This window comes from Halalkaliarchaeum sp. AArc-GB (assembly GCF_031432225.1).
In the GTDB taxonomy this organism is placed as follows: Archaea; Halobacteriota; Halobacteria; order Halobacteriales; family Haloferacaceae; genus Halalkaliarchaeum.
In genome coordinates, this window is record NZ_JAVKGM010000007.1 from 38,006 (window position 1) to 53,142 (window position 15,137).

Annotated in this window: 13 protein-coding genes and 1 tRNA gene; 10 read left to right on the top strand and 4 right to left on the bottom strand. The window is 64.2% G+C overall.

Features of this window, described 5'->3' with window-relative positions; all coding sequences use genetic code 11:
- Positions 1–5: 5 nt before the first annotated feature.
- On the bottom strand, positions 6–548 hold the full coding sequence (locus RH858_RS08655; RefSeq protein ID WP_310561611.1) for a KH domain-containing protein: 543 nt from the start codon (positions 546–548) through the stop codon (positions 6–8).
- Between the two features lie 228 nt (positions 549–776).
- Between RH858_RS08655 and RH858_RS08660 the strand changes: the two genes are divergently transcribed.
- Positions 777–3,257, top strand: coding sequence for a histidine kinase N-terminal 7TM domain-containing protein (locus tag RH858_RS08660; RefSeq protein WP_310561612.1), 2,481 nt, complete (start codon positions 777–779; stop codon positions 3,255–3,257).
- A gap of 22 nt (positions 3,258–3,279) precedes the next feature.
- Here RH858_RS08660 and rio1 read toward each other — a convergent pair whose 3' ends face one another.
- On the bottom strand, positions 3,280–4,149 hold the full coding sequence (gene rio1, locus RH858_RS08665) for a serine/threonine-protein kinase Rio1 (protein ID WP_310561613.1): 870 nt from the start codon (positions 4,147–4,149) through the stop codon (positions 3,280–3,282).
- A gap of 160 nt (positions 4,150–4,309) precedes the next feature.
- Positions 4,310–6,664 (bottom strand): amino acid permease, encoded by a 2,355-nt coding sequence (locus RH858_RS08670; protein WP_310561614.1) that lies wholly within the window; start codon positions 6,662–6,664, stop codon positions 4,310–4,312.
- A 213-nt stretch (positions 6,665–6,877) separates the two neighbouring features.
- On the opposite strand from RH858_RS08670, the gene RH858_RS08675 reads away from it, so the two are divergent.
- From RH858_RS08675 to RH858_RS08715, 9 genes are all read left to right on the top strand, one after another.
- On the top strand, positions 6,878–7,216 hold the full coding sequence (locus RH858_RS08675) for a hypothetical protein (RefSeq protein ID WP_310561615.1): 339 nt from the start codon (positions 6,878–6,880) through the stop codon (positions 7,214–7,216).
- A gap of 223 nt (positions 7,217–7,439) precedes the next feature.
- A complete protein-coding gene (locus tag RH858_RS08680; protein ID WP_310561616.1) occupies positions 7,440–7,886 on the top strand; it encodes a universal stress protein in 447 nt (148 codons plus the stop codon).
- A 136-nt stretch (positions 7,887–8,022) separates the two neighbouring features.
- Positions 8,023–10,362, top strand: coding sequence for a DEAD/DEAH box helicase (locus tag RH858_RS08685; RefSeq protein ID WP_259533968.1), 2,340 nt, complete (start codon positions 8,023–8,025; stop codon positions 10,360–10,362).
- A gap of 167 nt (positions 10,363–10,529) precedes the next feature.
- Entirely contained in the window at positions 10,530–11,105 is a 576-nt protein-coding gene (locus RH858_RS08690) for an amino acid-binding protein (protein ID WP_310561617.1), read from the top strand.
- On the top strand, positions 11,102–12,079 hold the full coding sequence (locus RH858_RS08695; protein WP_259533966.1) for a homoserine dehydrogenase: 978 nt from the start codon (positions 11,102–11,104) through the stop codon (positions 12,077–12,079). Before RH858_RS08690 ends, RH858_RS08695 begins: the two co-directional genes overlap by 4 nt.
- 176 nt (positions 12,080–12,255) lie before the next feature.
- Complete coding sequence (tuf, locus tag RH858_RS08700; RefSeq protein WP_259533965.1) at positions 12,256–13,521, top strand: translation elongation factor EF-1 subunit alpha; 1,266 nt, start codon at positions 12,256–12,258, stop codon at positions 13,519–13,521.
- A 3-nt stretch (positions 13,522–13,524) separates the two neighbouring features.
- Positions 13,525–13,833 (top strand): 30S ribosomal protein S10, encoded by a 309-nt coding sequence (gene rpsJ / locus RH858_RS08705; RefSeq protein WP_259533964.1) that lies wholly within the window; start codon positions 13,525–13,527, stop codon positions 13,831–13,833.
- A 197-nt stretch (positions 13,834–14,030) separates the two neighbouring features.
- The gene (locus RH858_RS08710) at positions 14,031–14,573 is read left to right on the top strand and encodes a rhomboid family intramembrane serine protease (protein WP_310561651.1); all 543 of its coding nucleotides are present in this window, start codon (positions 14,031–14,033) and stop codon (positions 14,571–14,573) included.
- Positions 14,574–14,596: 23 nt separating this feature from the next.
- A tRNA-Ala gene (locus RH858_RS08715) sits at positions 14,597–14,668 on the top strand.
- A gap of 334 nt (positions 14,669–15,002) precedes the next feature.
- Here the strand turns inward: RH858_RS08715 and RH858_RS08720 are convergent.
- A complete protein-coding gene (locus RH858_RS08720; RefSeq protein ID WP_310561618.1) occupies positions 15,003–15,125 on the bottom strand; it encodes a hypothetical protein in 123 nt (40 codons plus the stop codon).
- Between the last annotated feature and the right edge of the window lie 12 nt (positions 15,126–15,137).

Below are 15,137 nucleotides of genomic sequence, written 5' to 3' on the forward strand. Positions count from 1 at the left end.
GCTTTTCAGTGCGTTCGCTCGAACGACACGTCGTTCGTGAGTTCGTTGTGTTTGCGTTCGAGGAACGAGTACACCGATCCGTGGGGGGCTCCCTCGAGCAGCATCCCCACTGCGCGGCGGACCACTTCGACCTCGTCGGGCTGGCCGATGATGCCGACGGTCGTGCCGTAGACGACGACGTCGGCGCCGGAGAGCTCCTCCATCAGTTCGCGCGTTCGACCGTTTTCGCCGATGATTCGGCCCTTCTGTCGCGTGAGGTCGTTGTCGTTTCGGGTGTGATCCGCGAGGTCGATCAGATCGAACATCCGCAGGTCGTTGTCCAGGAGACTCAGCGCCGACTCGGGAGAGAAGCCGCGACCGATCGCCCGGACGATGTCGGGTGCCGAAAGCGCCGTGACGGGATCGCCCGTCTCCTCGATCCGGACCGCCCCGGTCTCGGAGTCGATGTCGAGCCGGACCTCCGTCCGGTCTTCGATCTCCCGCATCGTTTCGCCCCCCTCGCCGATGAGCGTGCCGATGCGGTCCTTCGGGACCTTCACGTGTTGCATAACTACCGTTTGTCGACGGAGACGTTTAAGGGTTTCAAGGTCGAGCGCGGCGCTTCTCCCGGACTGCCGGGATCGGGCGTCTGAATGGGTGGCTATCACCTTTTGTGACTGACCGATCGGTGTCCAAAACGGGGACTGAAGTGACCTCCAACGTATCAGGGAAATTGATTCTCACAAACGAAAATAGATGAAAACTGATTTGACCCCTCCCTGTGTGGTATTCGCTAGATGGGGTGGGACCCACACCTGTACGCCGTGCCGCTGGCCCTGGCTGGGGTGTCGTTGGCCGCGTTCGCGGTGTACTTCCTGCTGCTCGCCCGCGAACGCTCCGGACCGAAAACCGGGGCGTGGATAGCCGCGGCGCTGGTCGGAAGCGGGGCCGTCTGGGTGCTCGCCCACGCGCTCCAGGTGGTGTACGCCGGCCCGGCCGGTTCAGTGTTCCTCCTGAAGATGGAGTACGTCGGGACGGTACCGCTGCCGATCCTGTGGTTCGCGTACGTCTGCTGGTACACCGGTCGAACCGACTGGCTGACGGCGATGGTGTTCGTTCCCCTGGGTGCGATCGCGGCGCTGTTTCTGTTCCTCATCTCGCTGAACGAGGCCCACTGGCTGTTCTGGACAGGATTCGCCTTCGCGAGTGAGGGGCCCCACACGATCGCCGTCGAGTGGGGGCCGCTGTTCTGGCTGTATCTCTCGTTCGTGACGGTGCTTCTCGCGACCGCGACCGCCTTCCTGGTATCTGCTGTCCTCTCTACCCGTGGTGTCCTCCGCAAACAGGTTGCGACGCTGTTCGTATTCTCCCTTTCTCCTGCCGTCGTCGGTGGGATCTACCTGCTTGGCCCGGTTCCTACTCCCGGCGTGAACGTCGCCGCGCTTTCGACCGTTCTCGTCGTCGTCGCGGCGGGGACCAGCGTCTTCCGGTACCGCTGGTTCGATCTCACGCCGGTCGGGCGCGGGGACGTCGTCGATTCGATGGCCGAAGGGATGATCGTCGTCAACGACCGGTACGACGTCGTCGACTACAACGATGCCGCGGGTGAGCTGTTCGCGTCCAGTCAACTCGTCGGCACGTCCCTATCGGCGCTGTCCCCGCCGCTGGTTGACGTCGTCGAAGCGATCGTCGAAGACGAGTTCTCCGACCTCGCCGCCGCCGACCGGCCGTCCGGCGGCGATTCGACGGATGCTGTGGACTCACTGGATCCGCTTTCGGCGATCGAATCCGACGGCTGGGTCTCCAGTGACCGCCGGGAGGTCACGCTCGAAACGCCGTCCGGCTCCCGGACGTTCGCGGTGACGGTGACGTCCCCGGACCGACATCGAGGGTTCCTGATCCTCCTGCACGATATCACCGACCGGACTCGAGCGGAGACCGCGCTCGCGCGCCGCCGACACATGGCGGAAGCCCTGCTCGGCGTGACACACGATCTGGCGTCCGCCGACGAGCGCGAGGCGGTGTGTGACCGGGCGGTCGAGGGCGCGGTGTCGATCCTCGAGGTCGAACACGCCCGGCTGTTCCTCGCGTCCGACGGCGAACTCGAGGTCACCGCCGAGACGGGCCAGTGGGACGGTCCGTTGACCGGCGCCGTGAGTTCCGGTATCGCCAGGCGAGTGTTTTCCGCCGGACAGGCGCACGTCGTCGACGACCTCACGATCCGCGGTGCAGCCGCCGAGGGAGGGGCGGATGCGTGGCTTTCGGCGGTCGAATCTGCCGGTGGATCCCGGGAGGGCGTCGACGCCGGCGGATCCACGCTCCAGGCCGACATCACACCGGATACCGCCCGTACGCCCGGCTCGGGGACGCACAACCAGGTACAGTCTTCGACCGACGGCGGCGGGACGGGTGCCACACGCGGTGGGAGTCTCGACGACCTCTTCGAGTGGGTGGACGACGGCACGGCGGACCCACGACGGAACGATCCACTCATCGAGGACCTCTTCGCCTCCGTCATAACCGTCCCGATCGACGACCTGGGCGTCCTGCAGGTGTTCGCCGCCGAACGGGGCGCGTTCGATCAGGAGGACGCCGAGGTGCTGTCGCTTTTGGGATCCCACACGAAGATCGCGCTGGACCGGGCCGACACCGCGACCGAACTCAGGCGGGAGCGCGACCGGCTCGAGGAGTTCGCCAGCGTCGTCTCTCATGACCTCCGGAACCCGCTTTCGGTCGCCGCCGGCTATCTGGATCTCGTCCGGGAAAACCCCGATCCGGAACACTTCGAACGGATCGAAAACGCCCACGACAAGATGGAACGACTGATCGACGACCTGCTCACGCTCGCCCGACACGGGGACGTTGTCGGCGAGACCGAGCGGATCGACCTCGATACCTTGGTCGAACGGAGCTGGGAGACCGTCGAGTCACCCGAGGCGACGCTATCGATACCGGGGTCACTCGGCGAAGTCGATGCCGATCGGGAGCGACTCGAGGACCTCTTTGCGAACCTGTTCCGGAACGCCGTCGAACACGGTGGCGAGGACGTCACCGTCAGGGTGGGGCGAACGGAGGATCGGATCTACGTCGCCGACGACGGTCCCGGGATCCCCCCGGAGGAGAGAGAGGACGTGTTCGATCAGGGTTACACCACTTCGAGTGAGGGAACTGGATTCGGGCTCGCGATCGTCCAACGCATCGCCGAGGCACACGGCTGGGACGTCGCGATGACAGAAAGCAGGGACGGCGGTGCGCGCGTGGAAATTTTGATTTCGTAGGCGGCTGGCTGCGACGGATCGGCTACTCCGGTTCCTCGGACGGCTCCGGTTCGACCTCGGTGACGAAATCGAGCAGTTCCTCGCCGGTGACGTCCAGCCCCTGTCTGGTGAAGAACGTCGCGACGTTTCGGCAGTCGCGTTCGAGGAACTCCCCGGCGTTGGGGTGATGGACCGTTACTGCCTGTCCCATGTCGATGACGACGAGTTCGCCGTCGTGGATGATGAGGTTGTACTCGGAGAGATCGCCGTGGACGAGCCCCGCCGAGTAGAGCCGGCGCATGTACTCGCGAACCACCTCGTAGGCGGTCTGGGGGTTCTCGACGTGGACCTCCGCGAGCCGCCGAGCGCGCTCTTCGACCAGTCCGACGAGTTCCATCACGAGGACGTTCCGCTCGACGGCGATCGGTTCGGGGACTCTGACACCTGCCCGGCGCGCGCGCTTCAGGTTGGCGAACTCCTTGCGGGTCCACGCGAGCACGACCTCCTTTTTGTCGTTGCCGATCCCCTCGAACCGGGGGTCGCCCTCGAGGTAGTCGCGCATCTGTCTGAAGTTGGAGGTAGTGATCCGGTACACCTTGATCGCGACCTCGCGGTCGTCGCCCAGGGCCTCGTAGACGTTTGCCTCCTTCCCGGTGGAGATCGGGCCGCCGAACGCCTCGACGTAGCCGTCCTGAACGAGTTTGTAGATGGCCGCGAGGGTGGCGTCGTCGAAGACGTCGCCTTCGACTTTGAACTGCTCCGTGTCTTTGATTCGCTTGCGGAACTCGTCGAACGCGAGGTCCTGTCGGCGGACGATCCGGTCGGCCTCGGTGTCGTCGACGTCGATCGACTCCCACTCGTCGCCGAACGCCTCGCCCTCCTCGGGGTCGAGCAGCCCGAAATCCTCTGTCATTCGGACAACCTACGGTGGGACGCGTGAAAAGTGTGGAGACTCTCGTGGGTGGGCAGACATAATGAGACGAACGGCTGCCGGTTCGGTCGGTTCGACGTCTCCGGGTACGTGCTGGCTGGATCGCGAACCCCTGGGTTCCCCGTCGACCCACTCCGGTTACTCACTCGTTTTCCAGTAGACCTTTTAGCCGATCCCGTAGTGCTTCCCGGAGCGTTCTCGGAGACCGGTCAGCGTCCCGTGCGATAAGTACAGTTCCATCCGCCTGTGACACGATTGCCTGTGGAATCGAACCGTACAACGCCTGTGCTGCAACGCCCTCACCAGTCGCACCCACACTTACCGTGTCGTACTGTCGGACCGTCTCCAGAAGTGACTCCCGGACCGTCTCGCTCACGACCACCCGCGATTCGTACTCCGAGTCATCAAGTCCCGCAGCCGTCGCAACCGACCTGATCGCTTCGGTTCCCGTCTCTCTGGGGGTCACCGTTTCGTCGTCTTCGCCGTCCCCGGGTGTTTCGTCGTCCGCTGTCGGTTGCACATTCACCAACGTCAACGAGGCGTCTTCGAATGTACGCGCCAGTTCACCAGCACGACGGATGGCGATCGGCGCGTTCGGGCCACGACCTGCCAGGGCCACGATCCGTCCCGGCGATCGACTGGGATTCGTCACGAGGGTCACCTCACACGGCGCACGTTCGATTACCGGGTCGAGTGTGCTCCCAAAGATCACGTCACGGCGACGCCGCGTTCCGCCCCATCCCATCAGGACGTGGTCTGCCTTTTCCTCTGCAATAGTGGACAGGAGTGCGCTTCCAGCATCTCTCCCCACTATCGCCCGCGTTCGAAGCGGGATGTCCAGCGTTGCAGCCGTCCCGCGAGCACTGTCGAGTAACTCCTGCTGTCGTTCGACGCGCTCTTCTTCGAGTTCGATCTGCTCGGGTGACATCTGCGGTGGCACTTCGATCACGTTGACGGCAACCAGTTCTGTCGGTCCCTCGTGACCGTATGCGCTCGCCGCAGCATAGCGAATGAGCGACTCCTCGGTCGCCGGGTTCGCCACCGGAACGACGACTCGATAGACATCGTTTTCGGCGTCGTCGGCCTCGGTTGGGGCCACCGCTTCGCCGACAAGTGTTGTCGAAATCGCCTCTGATCGGGCGTAGTAGGCCCACCACCCGATAGAGAGCAGAATGATACCACCCCCGATAGCCTGGACGACGGAAAGGAGCGTGACCCCACTCACCATGACGAGCGGTGTATCGCCCATCTGAACGAGGATGGCAACACAGCCGAGGAATCCGACAATTGGAACCGCCGGATAGCCCCACGACGGGATCCGGAAATCCGGTTCGTAGTTGTCGGGATCGGCTCGGCGCAACACGACCACTGCGATGTGGACCAGCGCATACGTGATGAGAAACATGAACGCAGCGACGTCGGCAAGGGTAGCGATCGGGAGGGGGCTGGCAATAAGTGAGAGTATGACCCCGCCCGTTGCGAGGATTGCACGATACGGCGTTCGATACTCGCCGTGGATCTGATTGAGCCACTCGGTGAGGATTTTGTCACGCCCCATAGCGAAATTGACACGCGCCGCAGAGAGAATCGACGCGTTCGCCGACGAAATGGTTGCGAGAACTGCACCGACAATCATGATCCCTCCACCGATCACCGCGAACTGGATGGTGAAGCCAGCGATTGTGACTGTTCCCAGCGCCCCGGCGGTAACCCGAGCGACATCGGCGACAGGGACGTCTGACGTCGCAAGTTGGGGAACCGGCAGGACGCCTGTACTGACGAGCATGACGAAGACGTACAGCAGCGTCGGCGTGACGACTGCTGCAACCATTGCCAATGGGAGATTTCGCCCCGGGTTTTTGATCTCCTCTGCACTGGTTGCGATCACCTCGAATCCAATGAAGGTCACGAACACTGTCCCGGCGGTTACACCCACAGCGGCCCAGCCTTGTCCCGCAGTAAAGGGTGTCAGCAGGTCCGGATCTACCTGTGGCAACCCAACGATGATGAACACGAGAATCAATCCCACGAGAGCGATGACGATGAAGTTCTGGAACGATCCTGTTTCTTTGACCCCTCTGTAGTTGAGCAGGGTGAGCAACGCTGCCATCACCAGCGCCGCAACGACAACGCCGATGGCAGTCGATGGTTGATTGAGGAGGTACTGACCGAAGCCGAGCATATAGAACGCGGTGGCAAACATCAGACCGGCCCACATCCCCCAGCCGACGATGGTTCCGAAAAAGCTCCCGAGAGCGTGATTGATGTAATAATAGCTGCCACCAGCTCTCGGCATTCCCGTCGCCAGTTCCGACAGGGAAAGTGCTGCAAGCAGCGCAACGATTCCGCCAATCGTGAACGAGACCATACTCGCCGGCCCTGCAGCCTCGGCGACGATCCCGGGGAGCACGAAGATCCCCGCCCCGATCATCGTCCCCAATCCGAGGGTATACGCTTCGAGGAACCCGAGGTCACGGGCCAGTTCCTGGTCAGCCATCGTATTTCACCGTCCGCATTTCAGAACAACTGACCCGGGAAGCCAGAACGACGAGCGGTCCACGGTCTGTTCATACGCATCAACCCAACTGGCATAATATAAAAACATCGGTATAATTAGTAAATCGGTAACCTAGTGGGTTTCAAAATTAGATCCAACAATACCAGGGTATTATATTGGTGAATCAGTAATCCCTTGCGTAGAGGTGGTGGCGTGTCAAACGTTCAATCCAACTATCGGATCGACGAGCTGGACTTCGAACAGGGCGAAGACAAACTGCCGTCCCTCTCTGAGTGCACGGCACCACCAACGGAGGTAGCGATCGAGATCGTCGATAACAATCTGGTTCATCATTCCCTGACAGCGGCTGCGAACCTGGGTGTGCGTGATGAAGCTGCGCTCTTGGTTGCGATGGACGGCGAAGGACGTCGCCGTTCACCTCGCAGTGAGGCCGTGATTCAACAGGAAAGTGGGATGACACTGGTTTCGAGAGGTGGAGATCCAGAAGAAGCCATCGAGGCATTCCAAACGTCCACCTCTCAAAGCGTGTGATTTCCGATGGTACGATGTTCCCACTGTGGGGCGGCATTGGGTGGCCATTCCTATCGAACGGAGACTGCATAATGTTCCGACGAGTACTGCAACTGTTCCGGACCGGGAATGAAGTCGTCCACGAGTGTCGCCACTGCGGGACAACCGTCGACGATGTGGGGAGTGACTGCCCCAACTGTGAGGGCGATGAAATTGTGACGTATCAGATCAACGGGTGCCAGTCATGACAGCACTAACCAGCCGCATCCTGCTACCGGTGGCGAACGAAGAGGACGCAACGAGAACGTGCAAAGCACTCGTCGAACACCTCTCGGAAGAGGCGGAGACGACCGATGTGATTGCGGTTCACGTGATCGAGAAGGCGGGAGGGGCGCCGGATAAGGCACCGCTGGCGGCACGCGAGGAACAGGCCGAGCGCATATTCGGCATCGTCAAACAGTATTCGAGCATCCTTGATTACACTCTCGAGACTCGACTCGTGTATGGGACAGATGTTCTCGAATCGATACGTGATCTGGCGGTCGAAGAAGACGTGACATCGATTCTGTTTGTTCCTCGTCCGGACGGACGGTTGACGCGCCTGTTGACGGGAGACCTTTCAGCAAAGCTGGTGTTGGAATCTCCCGTACCGGTGATTTCACTCCCACAACCAACCGCAGTCGAGGAATGAGACCCACTCTCTTCGCTGATCGATACGTGAACTCCCAGTCCTTGTCTTTCCGTAAATCGCCGCGGGAGAAATCCTAACGCCTTTGGGGGGCAGGCCCCCCCACGCTACTGATGGGAACCCGCGCTGGTGATCGGCGGTGAGAGTCGCGGAGGCCGTCCCCGAATTCGCCGACGCCTTCGAGTTCGACGAGTTCAATCGGATGCAACGCGAGGCGCTGCCGGCGCTTCTGGAACGGGGGGACAACGTCGTCGCCGCCGCGCCCACCGCCTCCGGCAAGACCGCGCTCGCGGAGCTTGCGATCTGTCGCACGCTCGCCGACGGCGGCACCGCGCTGTTTCTCGCTCCCTTGCGCGCGCTCACCAACGAGAAGGAACGCGACTGGGAACGGTTCGAGCAGTTGGGCTACTCCGTCTACGTCGTCACCGGCGAACGCGACCTGAATCCGCGTCGCGCAAAGCGGGCCGACATTCTGGTGATGACTCCCGAGAAGGCCGACTCGGCCACTCGGAAACACGAGTCGCCGCGATACGCCTTTATCAGGGACATCGACTGCTGTGTCATCGACGAGGTTCACCTGCTGGATTCGGACCGCCGCGGAAGCGTGCTCGAGGTGACCGTCTCTCGGCTCCGCCGGCTGTGTGACCCCCGGATCATCGCGCTGTCGGCGACGATGTCCAACGTCGAGGACGTCGCCGACTGGCTCGACGCTCCGCCGGCGTGTACCTTCCAGTTCGGCGACGACTACCGACCCGTGGATCTCCACACCGGCGTCAAAACCTACACCCACGGGGAGAACGCCTTCGCCGACAAGTACCGCCGGCTCTACCGTGCGCTGGACCTGGCGGAGCCGCACCTCCGGGAGGACGGCCAGGCGCTCGTGTTCGTCTCGTCCAGACAGGACACCGTCCGGGCGGCCGAAAAGGCGCGCGACGCACTGGCAGAACGGGACGTCCCGATGGGCGCACGTGGGGACTACGAGTTCCACCAGGAGGCGGAGGCGCTGTCGAACGACCGGCTCCGGAACTCCGTCCTCGACGGCGTCGCCTTTCACCACGCCGGGCTGGCGAAGGACGACCGCGACATGATCGAGCGCTGGTTCCGGGAGGGCCACGTCGAACTGCTGTTCTCGACGTCGACGCTGGCGTGGGGTGTGAACCTGCCGGCGCGGTGTGTGGTCATCAGGGACACGAAGTATCACGACCCGCTGGAGGGGGAGACCGACATCAGCCCGCTGGACGTCCTCCAGATGATCGGCCGCGCGGGGCGTCCCGGCTACGACGACGTCGGCTACGGCTGGGTGGTCTGTGATCGGTCGGACGCCGACCGCTACCGGACGCTGTTAAAACGGGGCAAGCCGATCGAATCGCAGCTCGCAGAGGACCTCCCGGCCCACCTCAACGCCGAAATCGCGATGGGGACGATCGGCGACCTCGAGGACGTGATGTCCTGGCTGGAGACCACCTTTTATTACGTCCGGGCGGCCTCCGAGCCGGCGGAGTACGGCTTCGACGGGCTCCGCGACCGGGTCCGGGAGACGCTCGACGACCTCGTCGAGCGAGGGTTCGTCGAAACCGAGGAGCTCGCGGTCGCACCCACGGAGCTGGGTCGGCTCACCTCGAAGTACTATCTCCGTCTGGAGACGGCTGTCCGGTTCCACGAACTCGGCGGCCGCGAACGGCTCGCGGTCGGGGACGTCCTCGAGACCGTCGCCGGAGCGGCGGAGTTCGACTCCGTGTCCGCCAGGCAGTCCGAGCGTGACGCCATCGACGCAGTGCTCTCGGACGTCGACAGCTCTCTCGAGGGCGGGAACCGGAAGGTGCTCGCGATCCTGTATGCGGGGACGAACGACTCGATTCCGGCAGACCTGAGCGCAGACGCGTGGGTAATCCGACAGAATGCGCTCCGGTTGCTCGCTGCGCTGTCGGAGTTCCTCCAGCGGTTTGCGGGCCCCCGTGCGGCGAACCTGGCACGGCGGATCGAGGCCAGGGTCGATCACGGGGTCTCCCGGCGGGCGGTGCCGCTTTCGGCGATCGAGGGGGTCGGCGCCGGCCGCGCAGAGCGGCTCGCGGACGCAGGCTTCGAGTCGCCCGCCGAAGTCGTCGCCGCCGGGACCGAGGAACTCTCCGCAGCGGGACTGTCCGACGGGGTCGCATCGCGGATCGTCGACGCGGCCCGGGAGCTGCCGCGGATCGTCGTCGAGTGGGGGGAGTTCCCCGACGACATCGACCGCGGAGCCCACGAGATGCACGAACTGACGGTCCGGAACGTCGGCGGAGGGGCCCAGGTCGGAATCCGCGTCACGGTAAACGGGACCGAGATGACCGCGAAGTCGGTGTACCTCTCGGACGCGTCGACCGTCCCCGCCGCGGTGTTCGGTGCGCCGGAAGCAGACGAACTCGAGTACGTCCTCGAGGCGACGTTTCCGGAGCTCCCGTTGATGCCGGTTCGCGCGACCCGGACCGTACAGATCCGCTGATCGGCACCAGCCTGGACCGCTTTCGGCGATCGTGTGTCCCGGTGACGGTGGACCCGAAGAGAGGCAACGCCTGCCTTCGACGAAGCCTTATACCGACTCGCCCGTTTCACTCCGAGTATGCACACGGACACGACCGCCGTCTCCCGTATCGTCTCGGAGGTGTCGCCGTGAACGCCCGTGACGGCCCGGAAGCCGGTCCGCAGGCCGACACCGACGGCGGCCAGGTGGCGTCGACGTCGACTCACACCGTTCGACTCGAGCTTGCAGACGAGCCGGGTGAGCTGCTCCGGGCGCTCAGCCCGATCGCGGACAACGGGGGCAATCTGCTTTCGATCTATCACGAGCGCGGAAACATCACCCCACGGGGGCGGATCCCGGTCGAAATCGACCTCGAGGCGCCGGACGACCGGTTCGAGGGCATCGTCGACGCGCTCCGGGACGCCGGCGTGAACGTCATCCAGGCCGGCACGGAACGGTACAGCGAAGAGCTCACGGTCGTCCTCGTGGGGCATCTGATCGACACCGATCTCTCGGATACGCTCCGTCGGATCGAGGACTGCGAGGCGTCCTCGGTGGCCGACGTTTCGCTTTCCGCACCGGAAGGGACCGAACGGGCCTCCAGCGCTCGGGTGCGCCTTGCGGCTCGGGCGGGCGAGACCGAGCGGGCACTGGAGACGGTGCGGGAGGTGGCCGACGAGAAGGGGTTCGACGTCGTCGAGCCGCTCGTGGGGGTGGAGCCGTGAAACTCGCGATCCTCGGGTTCGGCGCGGTCGGCCGGTCGGTTGCCGAACTCGCCGGCGACTACGGACACGCCGTCACGGCGATTGCGGACTCGACGAGCGCCGCCCTCGCAGGGGACGGAGAGGGAGGCGTCGACGTCGACGCCGTCTGCGACAGAAAGGACGATACGGGCGGTGTCGGCGACGCGGATCCCGACGACGTGCTCGCAGCCGACTACGACGTTCTGGTGGAGGCGACGCCGACGACGCTGGGCGACGCCGAACCGGGGTTCTCTCACGCGGCGGCCGCCCTGGATCGGGACAAACACGTCGTGCTCGCGAACAAAGGTCCCGTCGCGGAACGGTACGGCGACCTCGCCGAGCTGGCCCGCGAAAGCGCCGGTGACGTGCGGTTCGAGGCGACCGTAGGTGGTGCGATCCCGGCGATATCAACCGTCGAGGATGTCGGTCCCGCGCGCGTGTCGGCCGTCCGCGGCGTGCTCAACGGGACCGCGAACTTCATCCTCACCCGGATGGCCGCCGAAGGGCTGGATTACGACCACGTCCTCGCGGAGGCACAGGATCTCGGTGTCGCGGAGGCGGACCCCTCATTCGACGTCAACGGGACCGACGCGGCGCTGAAATGCGTGATCCTGGCGAACGTACTCTCGTTCGGCGTCGCCGACGATCCCGGCGACGCCAGGGAGTTTTCGCTTGCGGATGCGGACGTCGAGGGGATCGAAAACGTGCCCGGCAGCGCGCTGGAACTCGCCGCCGAGGACGGCCGAACCGTCCGGCTCGTCGGCGAAGCGAGCCGGGAGTCGGTCCGGGTCGGTCCCCGGCTCGTCCCCGAAAACGGGACGCTCGCAGTGACCGGCACTCAGAACATCGTCCAGCTGGACACCGACTACGCCGGTCGCCTGAACGTGAGCGGCCGCGGCGCCGGCGGGCCCGAAACCGCAAGCGCCGTGCTGGCGGACGTCGGCCGGCTCTCTTAGGGGCGGTCTTCGGTCGGCGACAGACGTAACAGATATATTATATTTGGTACCCTCCACCACGTCGTCTCGGAAAAAACCGCAAGAGGGCGTCGGGGTGTGCTGTAGTGCGTATCGAAACCGTTTTAGTGGAATCAACCGAAAGAACCCCTACACAGCGCCTTAGCGCGTGATTACCCATGAGTGACAAACCGCACCAGAATCTGGCCATCATCGGCCACGTCGACCACGGCAAGAGTACGCTCGTGGGCCGTCTCCTCTTCGAAACGGGGAGCGTTCCCGAGCACGTAATCGAGCAGCACCGAGAGGAAGCAGAAGAGAAGGGCAAGGGCGGATTCGAGTTCGCCTACGTGATGGACAACCTCGCCGAGGAGCGAGAGCGCGGGGTCACCATCGACATCGCCCACCAGGAGTTCGACACCGACGACTACTACTTCACCATCGTCGACTGTCCGGGTCACCGTGACTTCGTGAAGAACATGATCACGGGCGCCTCGCAGGCAGACAACGCGGTGCTCGTCGTCGCGGCCGACGACGGCGTCGCGCCCCAGACCCGAGAGCACGTCTTCCTGGCCCGCACGCTGGGGATCGGCGAGCTCATCATCGGCGTCAACAAGATGGACCTCGTCGACTACGACGAGGCGAAGTACAAGGAGGTCGTCGAGGAGGTCAAGCAGCTCCTCAAGCAGGTCCGCTTCAAGGCCGACGACGCCACGTTCATCCCGATCTCCGCCTTCGAGGGCGACAACGTCGCGGAAGACTCCGGCGAACTGGACTGGTACGACGGTCCGACCCTGCTGGAGGCGCTCAACGACCTTCCGGAAGCCGAGCCGCCGACGGACGCGCCGCTTCGGCTCCCGATCCAGGACGTCTACACTATCTCCGGCATCGGGACGGTCCCGGTCGGCCGCGTCGAGACGGGGATCATGCACACCGGTGACAACGTCTCCTTCCAGCCGTCGGACGTCGGCGGCGAGGTGAAGACGATCGAGATGCACCACGAGGAAGTGCCCGAGGCCGGCCCCGGCGACAACGTCGGGTTCAACGTCCGCGGCATCGGCAAGGACGACATCCGCCGGGGCGACGTCTGTGGTCCCGCCGAGGACCCGCCGTCGGTCGCGGAGACGTTCACCGCCCAGATCGTCGTGATGCAGCACCCGAGCGTCATCACCGCCGGCTACACGCCGGTGTTCCACGCCCACACCGCGCAGGTGGCGTGTACGATCGAGTCGATCGACCAGAAGATCGACCCGGCCTCCGGTGAGGTCGCCGAAGAGAACCCGGACTTCATCAAGTCCGGCGACGCCGCGGTCGTCACCGTGCGCCCGCAGAAGCCGCTCAGCATCGAACCGTCCTCGGAGATCCCGGAGCTCGGCTCCTTCGCCATCCGCGACATGGGTCAGACCATCGCCGCCGGCAAGGTGCTCGAGGTCAACGAGCGATAATCGATGCAGCAGGCACGCGTCCGCCTCGCCGGTACGAGCCCCGAGGACCTCGACGACATCTGCGCCGACGTCCGCGAGATTGCCGACTCCACCGGCGTCTCCCTGTCGGGACCGATCCCGCTTCCGACGAAGACGCTGGAGGTGCCGGCACGGAAGTCCCCCGACGGCGAGGGCACGGCGACCTGGGAGCACTGGGAGATGCGCGTCCACAAGCGTCTCATCGACATCGACGCCGACGAACGCGCGCTTCGCCAGCTCATGCGCATTCAGGTGCCCAACGACGTGAGCATCGAGATCGTCCTGGAAGACTGAAGCGCTAAGGCGTCACACGGGCGTCAGCCCGTCTCACACGCTATCTTCTCCGTTTATTTTCCGCCCGAGCGTCGCCGCTTCCGCGCAGTCGACTCCTCGGTCATGGCTCGGCCACTTATATACCGGGCGGCGTAACGAGAGGTGTGTCGTCGCTCCGTCGCAGCCCCACGCTCGAGACGCTCGCCGCGTTCGCCGTCGTGTACCTGCTCCAGCGACTCACAGCGCTTGTGGGGCTTGCAGCGTTCCTGTTCGTGCTGTCGGTACCGGTGACTGTCGCACCGTGGACAGTTGTCACGAGCGTGTACGCCCACGCGAGTCTCGCACATCTGTTCGGGAACGCTCTGGCGCTCGCGATCGTGGGACCGCTCGTGGCGCGCCGGACGACCCGGCTCCGGTTTCACCTGTTTTTCGTCTCCACGGGCGCGCTGGCGGGGATCGCGGAGGTGTGGTTCGGCGGCCTCGTGGGAGCGCGGGCGGTACTCGGCGCCTCCGGGGCGGTGTTCGCGCTGATGGGGTATCTCCTGGCCGGCAATCGGGTGTCGGCGGCGCTGTTCGACCGGGTCGAGGTGAGCCCTCGGCTGCAGCTGGCGCTGTTCGTCGTCGTCGCGGTCGTGGTCACGATCGCGACCGGCGGGCCGGGGGTGGCGCTTGTGGCTCACTTCACCGGATTCGTGCTCGGCCTGATCGCCGGACGGCTCCAGATCCTCTCGGTGGCGGATCGAAACAGAAGCTACAAGTGAGCCCGACGACTTCGATCGTATGCGGGCTCGTAGATCAGTGGTAGATCGCTTCCTTCGCAAGGAAGAGGCCCTGGGTTCAAATCCCAGCGAGTCCATCGGAGCGACCGAGTTTTACGAGGGAGCGAGAATGGACGAGCGGGATTTGGACCCCTACCGGACGCGCGCAGCGACCGGAGGGAGCGAGCACGTCTGCTTCCGGGTTCAAATCCCAGCGAGTCCACTCGTCTCGCTTCGCTCGACTCGTTTCCTCGCTGACTTCCCGTTCGCTTCGCTCACGGGAATCCCAGCGAGTCCATCCCACCTTTTTACTTCGGGTCCTCGCTCACTGCGTTCGCTCGAACCGCTCGCAAAAAGCTGGACCAAAATAGCCGGACGCTCGACCTCCGGTCTCGCGTCCGGTGAACCGCGCTGGAGTCGCTCGCACGGAGACTACGCGCCGTTCAAGAACGTCGCCACCGTGTCGTAGGTGAAAAACAGGATCGACCCGACGGCGATGAGCCCGACGACGACGAGCAGGCCCCACATCAGTATCGTGGTCAGTGTGCCCAGCATATCCTCCCGTTG

Excerpts from the sequence above, each read along its gene's own strand:
- rpsJ (WP_259533964.1), top strand. The coding sequence starts at position 13,525 with ATGCAGCAGGCACGCGTCCGCCTCGCCGGTACGAGCCCCGAGGACCTC.
- RH858_RS08680 (WP_310561616.1), top strand. The coding sequence starts at position 7,440 with ATGACAGCACTAACCAGCCGCATCCTGCTACCGGTGGCGAACGAAGAG.
- RH858_RS08660 (WP_310561612.1), top strand. The coding sequence starts at position 777 with ATGGGGTGGGACCCACACCTGTACGCCGTGCCGCTGGCCCTGGCTGGG.
- RH858_RS08720 (WP_310561618.1), bottom strand. The coding sequence starts at position 15,125 with ATGCTGGGCACACTGACCACGATACTGATGTGGGGCCTGCTCGTCGTC.
- RH858_RS08655 (WP_310561611.1), bottom strand. The coding sequence starts at position 548 with ATGCAACACGTGAAGGTCCCGAAGGACCGCATCGGCACGCTCATCGGC.
- RH858_RS08670 (WP_310561614.1), bottom strand. The coding sequence starts at position 6,664 with ATGGCTGACCAGGAACTGGCCCGTGACCTCGGGTTCCTCGAAGCGTAT.
- rio1 (WP_310561613.1), bottom strand. The coding sequence starts at position 4,149 with ATGACAGAGGATTTCGGGCTGCTCGACCCCGAGGAGGGCGAGGCGTTC.
- tuf (WP_259533965.1), top strand. The coding sequence starts at position 12,256 with ATGAGTGACAAACCGCACCAGAATCTGGCCATCATCGGCCACGTCGAC.